19 protein-coding genes and 1 riboswitch are annotated in these 16,720 nt (G+C 73.2%); of the genes, 11 read left to right on the plus strand and 8 right to left on the minus strand.

From position 1 onward, the window contains the following. Positions 1 to 84 precede the first annotated feature (84 nt). From M8C17_RS07280 to M8C17_RS07295, 4 genes are all read left to right on the plus strand, one after another. Complete coding sequence (locus tag M8C17_RS07280; RefSeq protein ID WP_252415613.1) at positions 85 to 1,362, plus strand: beta-ketoacyl synthase; 1,278 nt, start codon at positions 85 to 87, stop codon at positions 1,360 to 1,362. Continuing rightward, the gene (locus tag M8C17_RS07285; RefSeq protein WP_252415614.1) at positions 1,359 to 2,606 is read left to right on the plus strand and encodes a beta-ketoacyl synthase N-terminal-like domain-containing protein; all 1,248 of its coding nucleotides are present in this window, start codon (positions 1,359 to 1,361) and stop codon (positions 2,604 to 2,606) included. Before M8C17_RS07280 ends, M8C17_RS07285 begins: the two co-directional genes overlap by 4 nt. Further along, the gene (locus M8C17_RS07290) at positions 2,603 to 2,941 is read left to right on the plus strand and encodes an antibiotic biosynthesis monooxygenase (RefSeq protein ID WP_252415615.1); all 339 of its coding nucleotides are present in this window, start codon (positions 2,603 to 2,605) and stop codon (positions 2,939 to 2,941) included. The genes M8C17_RS07285 and M8C17_RS07290 overlap by 4 nt, the downstream gene beginning before the upstream one ends. Before the next feature lie 209 nt (positions 2,942 to 3,150). Then, positions 3,151 to 3,339, plus strand: coding sequence for a hypothetical protein (locus tag M8C17_RS07295; protein WP_252415616.1), 189 nt, complete (start codon positions 3,151 to 3,153; stop codon positions 3,337 to 3,339). A gap of 62 nt (positions 3,340 to 3,401) precedes the next feature. On the opposite strand, the gene M8C17_RS07300 is transcribed toward M8C17_RS07295, so the two are convergent. Further along, positions 3,402 to 4,340, minus strand: a complete 939-nt coding sequence (locus M8C17_RS07300; protein ID WP_252415617.1) for an exo-alpha-sialidase — start codon at positions 4,338 to 4,340, stop codon at positions 3,402 to 3,404. A gap of 330 nt (positions 4,341 to 4,670) precedes the next feature. Between M8C17_RS07300 and M8C17_RS07305 the strand changes: the two genes are divergently transcribed. Further along, complete coding sequence (locus M8C17_RS07305) at positions 4,671 to 5,240, plus strand: hypothetical protein (RefSeq protein WP_252415618.1); 570 nt, start codon at positions 4,671 to 4,673, stop codon at positions 5,238 to 5,240. Between the two features lie 49 nt (positions 5,241 to 5,289). Here the strand turns inward: M8C17_RS07305 and M8C17_RS07310 are convergent, their stop codons facing one another. Both M8C17_RS07310 and M8C17_RS07315 read right to left on the minus strand, forming a co-directional pair. After that, positions 5,290 to 5,697, minus strand: coding sequence for an MmcQ/YjbR family DNA-binding protein (locus M8C17_RS07310; protein ID WP_252415619.1), 408 nt, complete (start codon positions 5,695 to 5,697; stop codon positions 5,290 to 5,292). Positions 5,698 to 5,716: 19 nt separating this feature from the next. Continuing rightward, positions 5,717 to 6,640: an aminoglycoside phosphotransferase family protein gene (locus M8C17_RS07315; RefSeq protein ID WP_252415620.1), complete on the minus strand. Its 924-nt coding sequence runs from the start codon at positions 6,638 to 6,640 to the stop codon at positions 5,717 to 5,719. 191 nt (positions 6,641 to 6,831) lie between these two features. Here M8C17_RS07315 and M8C17_RS07320 point away from each other — a divergent pair, with 191 nt between their 5' ends. Together M8C17_RS07320 and M8C17_RS07325 are read left to right on the plus strand one after the other, a co-directional pair. Next, the gene (locus tag M8C17_RS07320; RefSeq protein WP_252415621.1) at positions 6,832 to 7,899 is read left to right on the plus strand and encodes an alpha-hydroxy acid oxidase; all 1,068 of its coding nucleotides are present in this window, start codon (positions 6,832 to 6,834) and stop codon (positions 7,897 to 7,899) included. 98 nt (positions 7,900 to 7,997) lie between these two features. Continuing rightward, the gene (locus tag M8C17_RS07325) at positions 7,998 to 8,258 is read left to right on the plus strand and encodes a hypothetical protein (protein ID WP_109820013.1); all 261 of its coding nucleotides are present in this window, start codon (positions 7,998 to 8,000) and stop codon (positions 8,256 to 8,258) included. Positions 8,259 to 8,370: 112 nt separating this feature from the next. On the opposite strand, the gene M8C17_RS07330 is transcribed toward M8C17_RS07325, so the two are convergent. Then, positions 8,371 to 9,807 (minus strand): glycine hydroxymethyltransferase, encoded by a 1,437-nt coding sequence (locus tag M8C17_RS07330; RefSeq protein ID WP_252415622.1) that lies wholly within the window; start codon positions 9,805 to 9,807, stop codon positions 8,371 to 8,373. Between the two features lie 18 nt (positions 9,808 to 9,825). Next, a riboswitch (ZMP/ZTP riboswitch) is annotated at positions 9,826 to 9,915 on the minus strand. A gap of 152 nt (positions 9,916 to 10,067) precedes the next feature. On the opposite strand from M8C17_RS07330, the gene M8C17_RS07335 reads away from it, so the two are divergent. Further along, positions 10,068 to 10,874, plus strand: a complete 807-nt coding sequence (locus M8C17_RS07335) for an SDR family oxidoreductase (protein ID WP_252415623.1) — start codon at positions 10,068 to 10,070, stop codon at positions 10,872 to 10,874. Positions 10,875 to 10,943: 69 nt separating this feature from the next. On the opposite strand, the gene M8C17_RS07340 is transcribed toward M8C17_RS07335, so the two are convergent. The 4 genes from M8C17_RS07340 to M8C17_RS07355 all read right to left on the minus strand — a co-directional run bounded on the left by M8C17_RS07340 (position 10,944) and on the right by M8C17_RS07355 (position 14,774). Continuing rightward, positions 10,944 to 11,444, minus strand: a complete 501-nt coding sequence (locus tag M8C17_RS07340) for a hemerythrin domain-containing protein (RefSeq protein WP_252415624.1) — start codon at positions 11,442 to 11,444, stop codon at positions 10,944 to 10,946. Between the two features lie 127 nt (positions 11,445 to 11,571). Continuing rightward, the gene (locus tag M8C17_RS07345; protein WP_252415625.1) at positions 11,572 to 13,044 is read right to left on the minus strand and encodes a S8 family serine peptidase; all 1,473 of its coding nucleotides are present in this window, start codon (positions 13,042 to 13,044) and stop codon (positions 11,572 to 11,574) included. A gap of 145 nt (positions 13,045 to 13,189) precedes the next feature. Next, complete coding sequence (locus M8C17_RS07350; RefSeq protein WP_252415626.1) at positions 13,190 to 14,059, minus strand: NAD(P)H-hydrate dehydratase; 870 nt, start codon at positions 14,057 to 14,059, stop codon at positions 13,190 to 13,192. Then, on the minus strand, positions 14,043 to 14,774 hold the full coding sequence (locus tag M8C17_RS07355; RefSeq protein WP_252415627.1) for a histidine phosphatase family protein: 732 nt from the start codon (positions 14,772 to 14,774) through the stop codon (positions 14,043 to 14,045). Before M8C17_RS07355 ends, M8C17_RS07350 begins: the two co-directional genes overlap by 17 nt. Before the next feature lie 115 nt (positions 14,775 to 14,889). On the opposite strand from M8C17_RS07355, the gene M8C17_RS07360 reads away from it, so the two are divergent. From M8C17_RS07360 to M8C17_RS07370, 3 genes are all read left to right on the plus strand, one after another. Next, complete coding sequence (locus tag M8C17_RS07360; protein ID WP_201749190.1) at positions 14,890 to 15,129, plus strand: hypothetical protein; 240 nt, start codon at positions 14,890 to 14,892, stop codon at positions 15,127 to 15,129. A gap of 174 nt (positions 15,130 to 15,303) precedes the next feature. Beyond that, positions 15,304 to 15,630, plus strand: coding sequence for a hypothetical protein (locus M8C17_RS07365; protein ID WP_252415628.1), 327 nt, complete (start codon positions 15,304 to 15,306; stop codon positions 15,628 to 15,630). A 102-nt stretch (positions 15,631 to 15,732) separates the two neighbouring features. Beyond that, positions 15,733 to 16,704 carry a DNA polymerase domain-containing protein gene (locus tag M8C17_RS07370; protein WP_252415629.1) on the plus strand — a complete coding sequence of 324 codons (972 nt, stop codon included), beginning with the start codon at positions 15,733 to 15,735 and terminating at the stop codon, positions 16,702 to 16,704. Positions 16,705 to 16,720: the final 16 nt, after the last annotated feature.

Consider the following 16,720-nt stretch of genomic DNA (forward strand, 5'->3'; position numbering starts at 1 on the left):
GCAGTCGCGAACAATAGGCGGCAGGGTGAGCGCGAGGAGTGAGCCGGGTTTGCGAGCCCCGCGGTCGCGAGCCGAGGTGGTGTCGTGACCGGGCGCCGCACGGTGGTGACCGGCATCGGGGTGGTCGCGCCCGGCGGTGCCAGCCGGGACCGCTTCTGGAAGACCATCACCGAGGGGCGGACCGCCACGCGGCGGATCAGCTTCTTCGACCCGTCGGCGTTCCGCTCGCAGATCGCCGCCGAGTGCGACTTCGACCCGGTCGCCGCCGGGCTCACCGAGGCGGAGCAGCTCCGGGCCGACCGGTACGTGCAGTTCGCGCTGGCGTGCTCCGCCGAGGCGGTCGCCGACGCCGGGCTGGTGCTCACCGATGCCGAGCGGGACCGGGCCGGGGTGGTCCTCGGCACCGCCGTGGGCGGCACGATGGCCCTGGAGCAGGAGTACGTGGCGGTCAGCGAGCACGGCCGGCGCTGGCTGGTCGACGCGGCGCGGGGCGGCCCGTACCTCTACCAGGCCCTGGTGCCCAGCAGCCTGGCCGCCGACGTGGCCTGCCGGCACGGGCTGCACGGCCCGGCGCAGGTGGTCTCCACCGGCTGCACCTCCGGCATCGACGCCATCGGCTACGCCCACCAGATGATCGTGGACGGTGAGGCCGACATCATGCTGGCCGGCGCCGCGGACTCGCCGATCTCGCCGGTCACGGTCGCCTCGTTCGACGCGATCAAGGCGACCAGCCCGGACAACGACGACCCGGCGCACGCCTCCCGCCCGTTCGACGCCGACCGGCACGGGTTCGTGCTGGCCGAGGGCGCGGCGGTCCTGGTGCTGGAGGAGGCCGGTCACGCCCGCCGGCGCGGCGCGCACGTCTACTGCGAGGTGGCCGGGTACGCCAGCCGCAGCAACGGCTACCACATGACCGGGCTGCGCCCGGACGGGCTGGAGATGGGATTGGCCGTCAGCGACGCGCTCAAGCAGGGGCGGATCGCGCCGGAGCACGTCTCCTACATCAGCGCGCACGGCTCGGGCACCCGGCAGAACGACCGGCACGAGACGGCCGCGTTCAAGCGGGCGCTGGGCCAGGCCGCGTACCGGGTGCCGATCAGCTCGATCAAGTCGATGGTCGGGCACTCGCTCGGCGCCATCGGGTCGATCGAGATGGCCGCGTGCGCCCTCGCCATCGAGTTCGGCGTGGTGCCGCCGACGGCCAACTGGACCACCCGGGACCCGGAGTGCGACCTGGACTACGTACCGAACGAGTCGCGGGAGGTGCCGGTGGACGTGGCGCTGTCGGTGGGTAGCGGCTTCGGCGGCTTCCAGTCGGCGATGGTGTTCCGCCGACTGTCCGGGACGGTGGTGGCCCGGTGACCGCCCGGGCGGTGGTGACCGGCATCGGTGTGGTCGCGCCCAGCGGCATCGGCGCGGACGCGCACTGGCGCACCGTGCTGGCCGGCACCCGACGGACCGGGCCGATCACCCTGTTCGACCCGACCGGCTACCCGACGCGCCTCGGCGGGGAGGTGCCCGACTTCACCGCCGACTCGTACGCCGACAGCCGGCAGTTGGTGCAGACCGACCGCTGGACGCACCTGGGTTTCGCCGCCACCCGGCTGGCGCTGGCCGACGCCGGCCTGCCCGAACGGGCACCGGATCCGTACGGCTACGCGGTGACCCTGGCCAGTTCGTCCGGCGGCAACCTGTTCGGGCAGCGCGAGTTGCAGCGGCTCTGGGGCGGCTCGTCGCGCACCGTCGGGGCGTACCAGTCGATCGCCTGGTTCTACGCGGCCAGCGTCGGGCAGCTCTCCATCCATCACCAGTTCAAGGGCCCGAGCGGGGTGCTGGTCGCGGAGGCCGCCGGTGGACTGGACAGCCTGGCGCACGCCGCCCGCGCGGTGCGCCGGGGCACCCCCGTGGTGATCGCCGGCGCGACCGAGTGCCCGCTGAGCCCGTACGCGCTGGCCTGCCAGCTGCGCTCCGGCCTGCTCAGCGACGTGGCCGACCCGCAGCGGGCGTACCAGCCGTTCGACACCGCCGCCAGCGGCTACCTGCCAGCCGAGGGTGGTGCGGTGTTCGTGGTGGAGGAGCTGGGGCACGCGCTGTCGCGGGGCGCCCGGATCTACGGCGAGGTCAGCGGTTGGGGCGCCACCCACGACGCCGCGCACACCACGGCGGAGAGCGCCGGCGACCCGGCCCAGTACGCCCGGGCGATGCGGCTGGCCCTGGACCGGGCCGGCGTCGCCGCGGCCGGGATCGACGTGGTGCTGCCCGACGCCCTCGGCGTCGCCCGCTACGACCGCAGCGAGGCCGAGGCGCTGCGGGCGGTCTTCGCCGACCGGACGCCCCCGGTGACGACTCAGAAGCCGCTGACCGGGCGGGCCCATCAGGGCGGGTCGGCGCTGGACGTGGCCACCGCGCTGCTGGCCTTCGCGCACGACACGTTGCCCGCCTCCGCCGGCCCGGACGAGGTGGCCGACGGGTGCGAGCTGGACTTCCTGCGCGAGCACCGCCGGCCGCGCAGCCGGCTCGCGCTGGTGTGCGCGCGGGGCTTCGACGGTTTCAACAGCGCGCTGGTCCTGCGCGGGGCCGCGCCGGTGAGGGGAGAGACGCCATGAGCGACCAGCGGGCACGGGTGGTGTTCCTTGTGCGGGTGCCGGAGCCGCGTACCGAGCAGTTCCTCGCCGCGTACGAGGCGGTCCGGCACCTGGTGGCCGGCGGGGTGCCGGGGCATCTCGTCGACCAGGTCTGTCGTTCGTCGACGGACCCGGAGCAGTGGCTGATCACCAGCGAGTGGGCGAGCCTGGCCGACTTCGAGAGCTGGGAGCGCAGCCCCGAGCACCGGGACCTGGTGCGCCCGATGCGGGAGTGCTTCACCGACGCCCGCTCGCTGCGCTTCCACATCCACGCCGAAACCCCCACTCCGGCGCTGGCTCCGGCGCCGCCGGGATGACCGGGTCGCTCCGCTGCGTCAACCGGCGGTGACGCGCTGTCGGCATACGCGGCCGATCCTGCCCGTCGAATGGCCTGCCGGCAACCGGCCAGCCGCCCCTTTGATCCACCCATTTGCACCTGGCGATGTGTTCGGTGGGCCTCGTAGGGTTCCGCGCAGAACCCCGACAGGTGTACGTGGCGGCCATCGATGATGGGTGGTGATCGGCAGTGGCGGCAGAGAGTCCAACAGCGACGGACGCCCGACGGGCCGGCGAGGGGGTGTTCACCGGCCATCCGCCGGTTGCCTGGCGCGCCGCGCCGCCGGGGATCCCGCGCCCGCCCGACCCGTCGCCCGGCACCACCACCGGCAGGGTGGTCCGCTCGGCTGACGCGCTGCCCTCGGCGGCCACGCCGTGACCGGCCCGCTGCACCGGGTGGACGTCGCCCCCGCGCCGACCGTCCGGCGGCCGTCCGGTCGCTCAGCCGGTCAGGCTGACCTCGGCCAGGTAGACGCAGGTCCGCTCCTCGTGGGAGGAGTAGTAGCTGACCCACAGCAGGTCGTCGTGCCAGACCAGGCCGGGGTAGCTGGTGTCGCCGCCGGAGGGCAGTGCGACCAGTTCGGTCAGCTCGCCCCGCTCCGGGTCCACGGCACAGACCGAGGTGCGCACCTCGCCGTCGAGCAGGCGCAACCCCGCTAGCAGTCGCCCGTCGGGCAGCCGGAGCAGCGCCGGCCCGCCGATCTGGACACCGAGGTCGGTCCAGCTCCAGTCCCGGTACGGCGGGCTGGCGCGGCCGAGCTGGGCGGTTGCGGCGTCACCGTCGCGGCGCAGCAGGCAGATGGCGGTGCCGTCCTGGTCGAAGACCAGCCCCGACTCGTTGGGGTAGCCGCCCTCGAAGAGCGTCGGCACCCACGGCTGGAGGTCGATGCCGTTCCCGCTGCGGTAGAGCCGGGCGAACCGTGGCTTCCGGGTGGCGTAGCCGACGCCGTACATCGCGCCGTCCTGCCAGGCTGCCCGCCACACCCAGACGTCCGGCTCGCCGACCGGGACAGGGTCGCCCCAGGCGTGCCCGTCGGCGGAGAGCCAGGCCAGTGTCTGGAACGCCTTGGTGGTCTCGCCGGTTGCCCCCGCTGCCAGCAGCTGTAGCCGCCCGTCGGGCCGCGGGACGAAGCGCGGGTCGCGCAGGTCGGTCCCGGCCTGGCGGACGACCGTCGCGGACGTCCACGACCGCCCGTCGGTGGAGGTCAGCACCCGGATCACGCCGTCCTCGGAGAGGTGGGTCCGGGCCTCCCGGAAGGCGCAGAACCAGCTCCCGGCGTACCGGACCAGGTCGGTGAACGCGCTGTGCGGCGCGCTGTCGCCGATCCGGTGGACGGCGGTGACCTCGGCCGTGGTGCGGCGGGTGGATGACGACGTCATGCGCGGCGGCCTCCTGGCGCTGGGGATCGGGGCGTCCCGGGCGCCGGCCAGTGCCCGGTGCCGAGCGTCGTCCGGCCGCCCGGGCCCGGGCGCGCGGTGACGACGGCCGACGCTAGTCGCCCCTGCCGACGCCCACCCGGCCAGGAGACGAACGCGCGACGAACTTCCCGGGCGGTGCGTGACCGGCGCTGTCGGATTGATGTCGCCCGCGTGGCGGCGTCGGCGCGCTGGGCCGGCCTGGTGGCGTCCGCCGGTCACGATGGCGACGGGCCGGGGACCGGCGTCCGGTCTGCGCGCCGGGCCGTCTGCGTGGGTGGGGAGGTGTCCGGCGTGCTCAGTTCGTTCCTTCAGTCCCTGGCGACGAAACTGGTCGAGGAGATCCTCAAGCGGCTCGTCGAGTGGCTCGCGCCGAAGGCACTGCGGTCCGTGCCGCACCGGGCTTCGCCGAACTGCCCGCGCTGCGGCGGGTACGGCGTGGCCCGCTGGGCGCCCGGTAAGGTGCGGGCGCTCTTCGTGCCGTCCCTACTGGTCTTCACGTGGGGCTTCGCGGGACTTCTGCTCGGCCTGCCGCTGGTGGTACTGACAGTGGTCGGCGGGGTGTTGTCCGACGGCATCGGCGCGGTGCTGCCCGCCCTCCTCGCGCTGCTGGGCCTGCCGTTCTCCGCCACCGTGATGATCGCGGGCGCGTTGGGGCTGGCCTACTACCACAGCTACCCGCCGAAACGGTGCAACCGCTGCCACGGCCGCTGGCCGCAGCGCGACCGCGACGAGTACCTGTGGGTGACCCGGCCGGTGTTCACCTGCGCGTGCGGTCAGCGGCTACGCGTACCACGGGCCGCCGGGGCCCGACTCCGCTGCCCGCGCTGCCGCACCGAACACGCCGCCCCGGCCGACCGCTGACGCCGTCGATGGTCGCCGGCACGCAGTGGGTGCCAACCACGGGGTCGGGTCACGACCCGGTGGTCCGGACCTGCCGGGCCCGGTGGGCGGCGGCGAGGCGTTTCGGGGCTCGGGCGTACCACCCCTCGGTGATCACCTCGGTCAGCTCGGGCAGGCTGATCCGGTCGAGCCGGACCAGCACGGCCGGGTAGCCGTCGAAGTGCGGGGTGGTGAGGTAGACCGACGGGTCGTCGGCGAGCAGGGCCTCCTTGACGCCCAGGTCGGGCACCCGCACGCCGAGGAGCGGCCCGTCGGGCGCGGCGGCGCCGAGGGCGGCGAGGTCGGCACGGCGCAGCGGTCGCTCCCAGACGAACGGCTTGTCCCGCACCCGCCAGGCGGGCAGCCCGTCGTACGAGGCCCGCTCGGTGGTCTCAGGCAGCGCGAGCGCGATCCGGCGGACGTCGTCCCAGCTGGCCATGTCCACACGGTACGGGGATTCAGCGGGACACGGTGCGCTCGGCGAGCAGTTGATCGAGCACGTGGTGAGCCTCGGCGGCCTTGGCCGGCTCGGGGTTGTCCAGGGTGATCAGCGCCTTCCACAGCGCCCAGCCGCGCCCCCGCGCCCAGGTGGCCACGTCGACGTCGAGCGCGTCACGGAACGCGGCCCGGCTGGGGCCGTGCAGCAGTGTCCAGGCGATCACGGTGTCGCAGGCGGGATCGCCGACACCGCAGCAACCGAAGTCGATGACGGCGGCGAGTCGGCCGTCGCGGACCAGCAGGTTGCCGTACGCGACGTCGCCGTGGAACCAGACCGGCGGCCCGGCCCAGGTGGCGTCGAGGGCGGCCTGCCAGATGCCGGTGACCGTGTCGACGGGGAGCCGGTCGCGGTGCGTCTCGATCGCCGCCCGGGTCTCCGCGTCGTAGGTGGACAGCGGCGCGCCCCGCCAGGCGCTGTGCGGGCCGGCCGCCGGCCCGCCGGTGGCGTCGACGCTCCGCAGGGCGCGCAGGAAGCCGGCGAGGTCGGTGGCGAACCGCGTCAGGTCGTGGATCCGCTCGGGCCGGGCCGTCTGGCCGTCGATCCACCGGTAGACCGACCAGGGGTACGGGTAGCCGGCACCGGCCCGGCCGTGGGCAAGCGGCGTGGGCACCTCCAGCGGCAGCCGTGGGCCGAGCACCGGCAGCCAGCGCTGTTCCTTGGCGACCTGCAGGGCGTACCCCTCGCCGCTGGGTAGCCGCACGGTCATCGTGTCGCCCAGGTGGAAGGTGCGGTTGTCCCAGCCGCCGACCTCCACCGCGCGTACCGGCAGGTCGGCCCAGTGCGGGAACTGCTCGGCGACCAGGCGGCGGACCAGCGCCACGTCGATCCGCGCGGCCACGGCGTCGTCGGTGTCGGGTACGTCGGGCAGATGTGGTGCGTCCATCCGCCTGAGCCTGCGGGGGCCGACCGGGGCCCGCAACCGGTTTTGCTCGCACGGCAGGGGTTGGTGACGGGCGGGTTGCGGGGCCCATCATCGACAGCGGCTAGGTTCTGCACCGTCGTCGGGCGGGCGCCGGCAGCGGACGGTGCGGGGCGGCCAGACGATGACGTTTCTGTCGACCCCGAGGAGATGGCATGTCACCGGTGTCGCTCGACGACTACGCCGAGCGGGCCCGCGCGGTGCTGCCGCCGGCCGTGTGGGACTACGTCGCCGGCGGCAGCGCGGCCGAGGTGACCCTGCGCGCCAACCGGTCCGCCCTGGACCGCGTCGCGGTGCTGCCCCGGGTACTGCGCGGGGTGAGCACGGCCAACCTGGGCACCCGGCTGCTCGGCCGCCCGTACGCGATGCCCGTCGGGGTGGCGCCGATGGCGTACCAACGGCTGGTGCACCCCAACGGGGAGCTGGCGCTCGCGGCGGCGGCCGGCGCGGCCGGGGTGCCGTACCTGGCCAGCACACTGGCCAGTACGCCGATCGAGCAGGTCGCCGCCACGGGCGCCGAGGTCTGGTTCCAGCTCTACTGGCTCCGTGAGCGCGCACTGGTCCGCGATCTGCTGGACCGGGTCGTCGCGGCGGGTTGCCGAGCGCTGGTCGTCACCGTGGACGTCCCGGTGCTCGGCCGGCGCCCCCGCGACCTGCGCAACGCGTTCCGGCTGCCGGTCGAGGTGATCGCCGCGAACCTGCCCGGCGGGCGGGACGCCCTGGCGCACGCCGGCGCCCCCGGGCTGTCCGCGACCGACGCGTCGTTCGCGCCGGCGCTGGGCTGGGCGGATCTGGCCTGGCTGCGCGAGCACGTCGACCTGCCGCTGGTGGTCAAGGGGGTGCTGGACCCCCGGGACGCGGTCGAGGCGGTACGGACCGGCGCGGACGCGGTTGTCGTCTCCAACCACGGCGGCCGGCAGTTGGACGGGGCGCCGGCCAGCGTCACCATGCTGCCGGAGGTGGTCGACGCGGTCGGCGACCGCTGCCAGGTGCTGCTGGACAGCGGCATCCGCGGTGGCACCGACGTGCTGCGGGCGCTCGCATTGGGTGCCGCCGGGGTGCTGGTCGGCCGTCCGCTGCTCTGGGCGCTGGCCGTCGGCGGTGAGCCCGCCGCACGGGACGCGCTGGCGCTGCTCGCCGTCGAACTGCGCGACGCGTTGACCCTCGCCGGCTGCCCCGACCCGGCGGCGGCCGGCGAGCTGCGCACGGTCGCGGTGAGCTGAGCGGTGGCCACGACCCCGCTCGGTGTGTTGACACACCGCGTTCATCGGATGGCAAAGCGCGACGACCCGCCTGCGGCCGTCCTGGTTGGACGGTCATAATGGGCCGCATGGTTGCCTGGGAGTACGCCTTGCTCGTCCGCCGCTATCAGGGACAGGGCCGCAATTTCCACGTCTCGTTCATCTGGTACGGCCCGGACGGGTCACGGAAGGACATCACTCCCTACGGTGACACCGCCATCGCGCACCTCAACCGGGCCGGCCGGGAAGGCTGGGAGTTGGTCTCCGCCGCGGAGGACGTGAACAACGTGCAGGGCAGCACCGAGGTCCACCGCTACCACCTCAAGCGCCCCCTGGCCTGAGGCGCGACCCCACCCGCGTCGATCATGGAGTTGTGGTGGTGGACGAAAGTCGTCCACCCGCCCGTACCGGGCACCACGACTCCATGATCGACGCGACTGGGTGAGTTGAGCGTCAGGCCAGGTCGATGGCGGGGTAGAGCGGGAACGGGGTCAGCAGGTCGGTGGCCTGGCGGGCGACCTTGTCGGCCAGCGCCGGGTCGACGGTGTACTTGGCCTTCGACGGGGTGCCGTCGGCGTTGGCGCCGGCGGTGGTCTGGGTGAGCACCGTGTGGATCAGCTCCGCCGTCTGGTCCATCTCGGCGGTGCCCAGCCCCCGGGTGGTCAGCGCCGGCGTGCCGATCCGGATGCCCGAGGTGTACCAGGCCCCGTTCGGGTCCTGCGGGACCGAGTTGCGGTTGGTGACGATGCCCGAGTCCAGCAGAGCCTGCTCGGCCTGCCGGCCGGTCAGCCCGTAGCCGGACACGTCGATCAGCACGAGGTGGTTGTCGGTGCCGCCGGTGACCAGCTTCGCGCCCCGGCTCAGCAGCCCCTCCGCGAGGGCCTGCGAGTTGTCCACGATCCGAGACGCGTAGTCGGCGAAATCGGGGCGGCGGGCCTCCGCGAGGGCGACCGCCTTGGCGGCCATCACGTGCGGCAGCGGACCACCGAGCACCATGGGGCAGCCCCGGTCCACCTGGTCGGCCAGCTCCGGCTGGCAGAGCACCATGCCGCCGCGCGGGCCGCGCAGCGACTTGTGCGTGGTGGTGGTGACGATGTGCGCGTGCGGCACCGGGTCGAAGTCGCCGGTGAAGACCTTGCCTGCCACCAGGCCGGCGAAGTGCGCCATGTCGACCATGAACGTGGCGCCGACGGAGTCGGCGATCTCCCGCAGGATCCGGAAGTTCACCTTCCGGGGGTACGCCGAGTAGCCACCGACCAGGATCAGCGGCTTGAACTCGCGGGCCGCCTCGGCCACCCGGTCGTAGTCGATCAGCCCGGTCTCCGGGTCGGTGCCGTAGCTGCGCTGGTCGAACATCTTGCCGGAGATGTTCGGCCGGAAGCCGTGGGTGAGGTGGCCGCCGGCGTCCAGCGACATGCCGAGCATCCGCTGGTTGCCCAGCTCGCGGCGCAGCGCGAACCAGTCGGCCTCGGTGAGGTCGTTGACCTGGCGGACCTGCGCCTTCTTCAGCGCGGGGGACTCCACCCGGTCGGCCAGCACCGCCCAGAACGCCACCAGGTTGGCGTCGATGCCCGAGTGCGGCTGGACGTAGGCGTGCGCGGCGCCGAACAGCTCGCGGGCGTGCTCGGCGGCGAGCGCCTCCACGGTGTCGACGTTCTGGCAGCCGGCGTAGAAGCGGCGCCCGACCGTGCCCTCGGCGTACTTGTCGCTGAACCAGTTGCCCATCGCCAGCAGCGTCGCCGGGGAGGCGTAGTTCTCGCTGGCGATGAGCTTCAGGGACTCCCGCTGATCGGTCAGCTCGGCGCCGATGGCGTCGGCCACCCGCGGCTCGACGGCCCGGATCACCTCAAGGGCACTCCGGAAAGCGGTGGACTCGGCGTTGCGCGACATGCGACCTCCTACAGACGTGCGGAAGGCCCAGGCGCTCGGCAAACGTCCTCGTGACGGGGCCGCTCCCCGATGGTTCTCCATCCCCACGCGCCAGTAACGGCCCGGGCCGATCCTACCGGGTCGGCCCGGAGCGACCCGGCCGACCTCCGCACGTCGTCGCCGGCCGCGTGGTTGAGCGCTCCGCGGCAGGGCACACCGTACGAAGGCGGGTCGCGCCGGTGCGGGTGCGGCCGCCGACAGAACGAGAGGAGTCAACCACCATGACCACACCGAGTACCGCCCGGCCGCTCGCCGTGGTGACCGGAGCCTCCAGCGGGATCGGGTACGAGCTGGCCGTGCAGTTCGCCGAGCACGGCTTCGACCTGGTCGTCGCCGCCGAGGACGACGGCATCACGGCGGCGGCGGAGAAGCTGCGCCGCGACGGTGGGCCGCAGGTCCAGCCGGTCCGTGTCGACCTGGCCCGTGAGCAGGGCGTGGAGGAGCTGGCGGCGGCGGTCGCCGCGACCGGCCGTCCGGTGGAGGCGCTGGCGCTCAACGCCGGTCGGGGTGCGGGCGGGGCCTTCGTGGGCGGCACCGACCTGCGCGACGAGCTGGAGGTCGTCGATCTCAACGTGCGCTCGACGGTGCACCTGGCCAAGCGGCTGCTGCCCGGGATGGTCGAGCGGGGCGCCGGCAGGGTGTTGTTCACCTCGTCGATCGCGTCCACCATGCCGGGGCCGTTCCAGGCGGTCTACAACGCGTCGAAGTCGTTCGTGCAGTCGTTCGCCGAGGCGCTGCGCAACGAGCTGAAGGACACCGGGGTCACGGTGACCTCGCTGATGCCCGGCCCGACCGACACGGAGTTCTTCGAGCGGGCCGACATGGAGGACACCCGGGTCGGCTCGGGAAAGAAGGACGACCCGGCGAAGGTCGCCGCGCAGGCCTTCACCGGCCTGATGAAGGGCGACCAGACGATCACCGCCGGTTCGCTGATGAACAAGGTGCAGACCGCCGCCGGCAAGATCGTGCCGGACAAGCTCAAGTCCGAGCAGCACCGCCGGATGGCCGAGCCGGGCTCGGGCGACTGACGGCGGTTGCGCCCCGACACGTGACGAGGGCCCGGCGAGGTGCCGGGCCCTTCGTCGTACGCGCACCGCTCAGGCGGTCACCGCGTCGATCGCCTTCTTGATCGCCTTCGGCTCGCTGGGGGTGCGCGGCGCGTCCGCGCGCATCTCGATCATCTTCTCGCCGATCTCCTGGAGCTGCTTACGGCCGAGCCCCTCGCGCACCTTGGGGAACCACTCCTGCTCCTCCTCCTCGACGTGGTGCGTGACGTTCTCGATCAGCACCGTCGTCTTGGCGTTGAAGTGCTCGTCGTCGGCGTCCATGCTGGCAAGCTCGAAGCAGAGCAGGTCGGCCACGTGGTGTTCCTCGTACGACTCGAGGATGTCGTCCTCCAGGTCGGGCAGGAGCCGCCGGACCTCCGGGTACATCACCTCGTTCTCCAGGTAGGTGTGCACGGTCAGGGCCTCCAGGATCTGGCCCACCAACTTCTGTCGCTGACTCGCCGGCCCCTCCTCGGCATCCTGGAAGGCCTTGAACAGGCGGCGCATCTCCTTGTGGTCCTCTTTGAGCAGAACGATGGCATCGGTGGACACCGGCACGACCTCCCTGGATCTCGTCTGGTGTCGATCCCGTACCCGGGCGATGAACTGCGGAAACAGGGTTCCCCCGAACGGGTGCGGCCCGGCGCCGAAGCGCCGGGCCGCAGTGTCGTACCGCTGGTCAGCGGACCACGTCGTACGCGCTCACCATGCCCGCGCCGTAGAACCCGTTCCGCGCCCCGCCGGAGCAGGTCGCGTCGTAGGCGGCACCCAGCAGCGGGACCGGGTTGTAGACACCCTCAGGGCAGCTCCGTGCCTGGGCGGTGCGCTCCAGGAACGACGCCAGCTGGCCCGGGGACATGTCCGGGTGGGCCGAGGCCGCCAGCGCCGCGACGCCGGCGACGTGCGGGCCGGACATCGAGGTGCCCTGCTTGTAGCCCCAGCCGTTGGTCCGCGTCGCCGTGTTGAAGGTGGTGGACAGGATGCCGTCGGTCAGGGTCGACCGGGCACCCTGGGTGCGGAACCGGGTGTCACCACCCGGAGCGGTGACGTCGACGACGCCCTGGCCGTACGAGGAGTAGTAGCTCTTCTCCCCGGTCGGGCCGACCGCGGAGACGGTCACCACGCCCGGCGCCTCGGCCGGCAGGTCGAGGCAGGCGCTGTTGATGTCGCGCACCTCGGGCGTGCCGTTGTTCGGGCTGCCCGCGTCGACCGTCTTGTGCGCCAGGTCGACGTTGGAGTTGCCCGCGGAGGCGACGTTGAGCACGCCCCTGCTGTTCGAGTAGCGGATGGCCCGCTGCACGGCCTGCCACACCGGGCGCTGGCGCGCGTCGTTGCGGCAGTTGAACTCCCACGGGTCGATGTAGTAGCTGTTGTTCGTGACCTTCATGCCGTGCTCGGCGGCCCAGATGAAGCCGCAGACCGCCGCCTCGGGGTAGATGAAGCCGTCGTTGTTGACCACCTTGACGGCGGCCACCTTGACGCCCGGGGCGACGCCGGTGACGCCGACGCCGTTGATGGCGGCGGCGATGGTGCCCGCCACGTGGGTGCCGTGGTCGGAGGTGGTCGGGTTCCAGGCCGCCTCGGTGGTGTCGACGACGCCGCCGAGACAGGACGTGCTCTTGTCCTTGGCGATCTGGCTGGCCAGGTCGGGGTGACTGGAGGAGATGCCGCTGTCGAGCACGCCCACCACCACGTCGGCGCTTCCGGTGGTGACGGCGTGGGCCTGCGGCACGCCGATCATCGGCATGTCCCACTGCTGGCCGAACAGCGGCTCGGCGGTCGGGTCGCCGGTGGCGCCGGCGACGGTGGCGGCGGAGACCTCCACGGTCTCGCCCTCGTCCAGTGCGGTGCCGAGCCCGGTGGTCGCGGCCACCGACTCGACCCCGGCACCGGCCACCTCGGTGGCGAAGTCGGGGTTGGTGGAGCGGGCGACGAGCACACCGATCTGGTCGTAGCTGGCCACCACGCTGCCCTTGGCGGCGGCCACCCGGGCGGCGGCCCTGTCGTTCGCCGCGCCCTGCGGGGCGAGGACCAGGAACGTGGTGTCCGGGCCGGCAGCCGTGGCCGGCGTCAGTGCGCCGGTGACGGCGAGACCGACCCCGAGGGTCACCGCGGACGCGGCGGCCAGTGTCTTGTTGCGGAGGTTCTTCACGCGGACTCCCAGGAGCGGGGGACCAACCGGTGCCTCCCGGGCGGGGAGGGACCGGCTGAGGGCGGGCGGGATGCCCATCTCTGGTAGTCGAGCGCGGACGATCGATGTGGCGTTACACACACCCCGGCGGTTCGGGCGAAAGGTGTCAGACCGTTGCCAGGGTGCGGGGGATCTCGTCGAGCAGTTCCCGGGCCAGGAAACCGATCCGGCCGTAGCGGGGGATCAGCCGCTGGCCGCTCACCGCGTGCGCGAACGCCGCCCAGCAGGCGGCCTGCGCGGGCTCGGCCCCCCGGGAGAGCAGCCCGGCGAGCAACCCGGCGAGCACGTCGCCGCTGCCCGAGGTGCCCAGCCCCGCGTCGCCGCTCTCCTCCCGCCAACGCTGCCCGTCCGGGGTGGCCACATGCCCGTAGAGCGAGACGACGGCCTCGTACCGGGCTGCCAGCTCGGCAGCCTCGGCGTCCAGGTCGTCGCCCGGGTCCCGACCCAGCAGGTGCCCCGCCTCGGTGACGTTGGGGGTCAGGACCACCGGCCGGCCCGAGCCGACCAGCAGCTTCGGCTCGTGGCTGAGCGCGCCGAGGGCGTACGCGTCGAGCACCAGCGGGGTGCGCGGCCCGGCCGCCTCCAGGACCAGCCGGAGCAGACGGCGGGTCTCGTCGATCCCCTTCAGCCCGGGGCCGAGGGTCACCACGTCGGCCCGTGCGACCAACTCGCCGAGCTGGCCGTTCTCGTCGGCGGCGACCGCGCCGTCCGGCGTCTCCGGCAGGCCCACCACCAGCGCCTCGGGCACCTGGATGCTCAGCGTGGCGGCGGTGGAGTCGGCGGCGGCGAGCTGGAGCACCCCGGCGCCGGCGCGCAGTGCGGCGACACCGGCGAGCAGGACCGCCCCGGGCGTGAAACGGGACCCGCCGATCACCACCACGGTGCCCCGGCTCTCCTTGCCGCCGGCCGGCACCGGCAGCGCCCAGTCCCGCAGCAGCCCAGGCGTGATCACCTTCACCTCAGACCGGCTCGGCATGGACCTCGTCCTCCCTGGTCGGCTCGGCGCCCTGCTGACGCAGGTGGCCGACCTCGTTGAAGCCGTCCAGCACCAGCCGGCCCTGCCCGTCGCCGGACCAGTACGTGATCGAACAGTTGGCGATGACATGTTGGCGGGTCAACTCCATCAGCTCCGCCTCGGTCATCCCCTCCACCAGATAACGCAGCAGAAAGACCAGAGCATCGTGACCGAACAGCAGCACCCGCTGGCCCTCGTGGTCCCGGCGCAGGTCGCCGAGGAGCGTCCGCAGCCGTAACGCCACGTCGGTCCAGGCCTCCCCGCCCGGCGGCCGGTAGTAGAACTTGCCCAGCCGGGCCCGGCGCTCGGCCTCGTCCGGAAACCGCCGCCGCACCCCGTGGCCGGTCAGGCCGTCGAGGACGCCCAGCTCCCGATCGCGTAGCCGCTCGTCCCGGCTCACCGGCACCCCGGTGCCGTGCAGGGCCAGCTCGGCGGTGGAGACCGCCCGCAGGTACGGCGACACCACCGCCACGTCCGGTCGCCGGTCCGGGGGCAGCCCGGCCAGCCAGCGGCCGGTGGCCCTGGCCTGCTCCTCGCCGGTGGGGGAGAGCGGCACGTCCGCGTCCCGGTGGGAGAGCCCGATCAGTTCCTCGCCCGACGCCTCGGCGTGGGTCGCCGCCACGTTCGCGGTGCTCTCCCCGTGCCGGATGATCCAGAGCGTCGCCAGTTCCGCCATGCGGCACCCCTACCCGGCCCGGCATGCCGGTAACCGCGCCCTGGCGCGCGGGGCGTGAACGCCGTCCGGCCGGGTAAGCGCGGGCTTCGTCGAGAGCCGACAGGGGAGGTGCGCCATGGCGACCATGGCCAAGGAGCAGACCAGTCCGGTGAAGGACAAGAACTACGACCTGATCCGCGCGCTGCAGATGTCGCTGGAGAACGTGTACCGGATGGACACGTACATCGCCGACGCCGAGCAGCGTGGCGACAGTGAGCTGGCCAACTGGTTCCGGATGATCCAGGACGGCAGTCGCAAGGCTGGTGATCAGGGCAAGCAGATGCTGATGTCGCGGATGCAGCAGGAGAAGCGCTGACCGCGGTGGACACCGCCCGGGCGGAGGCGGATGCCGGTCGATGACCGGCATCCGCCGGCGCGTACCGCAACCTCCACGGCCGGTCCGGTTCGGGACAGCGCCGCGACAGTTTGATGGTGAACAATGTCCGTCCGGGGCGGCCGGACCGCCCCGAGACGGAGGGGTGGGTCGACGATGACGGTCGTCCGGGGTCTGCGGGAAGCGCTGCTGCTGTTCCTGATCGCCGCTGTTCTGGTCGCCGTCGCCGCGGCGGTGTGGGTCGCGGTCGACGGGGGCGACTACATCGGCCGGCTGGGCATCGCGTTGATGGTGGTGGGTGCGCTGTTCGGGGTGACCGGCGACCTGACGCTGAGTCGCATCGGCATGCTGGGTCCGCGGGCCACGTTCGGGGTCGCACCGGAGCGCGAGGAGGCGGGCGGAGGCCGCGTGCTCACCGGGGTCGGCATCTTCCTCTTCGTCGGGCTGCCGCTGATCCTGGTCGGCGTCCTGCTGGTCACCTGACGCCGCAGCGGTGGTCGTCGAGCGCCCGTCCCGTGCACGCCGCGCCCGCTGGTCCGCGGTCGGTGCCCGCCAGACGGTCGCCGGCGTCGTACCCTCGGGGGCGTGGCCACCGCGGCGGAGGAGATCCAGGTGGGGGAGCGGCTGGTCCGCGTCTCCAGTCCCGACAAGCCCTACTTCCCGGAACGCGGGCTGACCAAGCTCGACGTGGTCCGCTACTTCCTGGCGGTCGGCGACGGCATCCTGCGTGCCCTGCGCGACCGGCCCACCATGCTGGAACGCTGGCCGCGCGGCGTCTTCGAGGGCGCGACCATCGCCACCCGGCAGACCAACCGGGGCGACGCGTTCTACCAGAAGCGGCTGCCGGCGGGCGCGCCAGACTGGGTGCGCACCGCCCACATCACCTTTCCCAGCGGCCGCACCGCCGACGAGGTCGCTCCGAGCGAGCTGGCCGTCGTGATCTGGGCGGCCAACCTGGGCACCCTGCGCTTTCACCCGTGGCCGGTCAGCGCCACCGACGTGGAGCGCCCCGACCAACTGCGCATCGACCTCGACCCCATGCCCGGCGTCGGTTTCGACCAGGTGGTGCCGGTGGCCCAGGAGGTACGGGCGTTCCTGGCCGAGCTGGGCATGACCGGCTACCCGAAGACCACCGGTGGGCGGGGTCTGCACGTCTACCTGTCGATCGAGCCGCGGTGGAGCTTCGGCGAGTGCCGCCGGGCGGTGCTCGCGCTGGGCCGCGAGATGCAGCGCCGGCTGCCGGAGCTGGTCACCACCACCTGGTGGCGCGAGCAGCGGGACCGGCCGGTCTTCGTCGACTACAACCAGATGTCGCGCGACCACACGATGGCCTCGGCGTACTCCATCCGGCCGACGCCCCAGGCGCTGGTGTCGGCGCCGCTGGACTGGGCGGAGCTGGACGACGCCCGGCCGGAGGACTTCGACGTGCTGTCCGTGCAGACCCGGTTCGCCGATCGGGGCGACCCCCACGCCGGCCTGGACGGCGACCGGCACTCGCTGGAGCCGCTGCTGGAGCTGGCCGACCGGGAGGGCCTGGAGGCGCCACCGGAGCGCTGACCCTGCGGTCGCCCGG

The organism is Micromonospora sp. RHAY321, assembly GCF_023896955.1.
In the GTDB taxonomy this organism is placed as follows: Bacteria; Actinomycetota; Actinomycetes; order Mycobacteriales; family Micromonosporaceae; genus Micromonospora.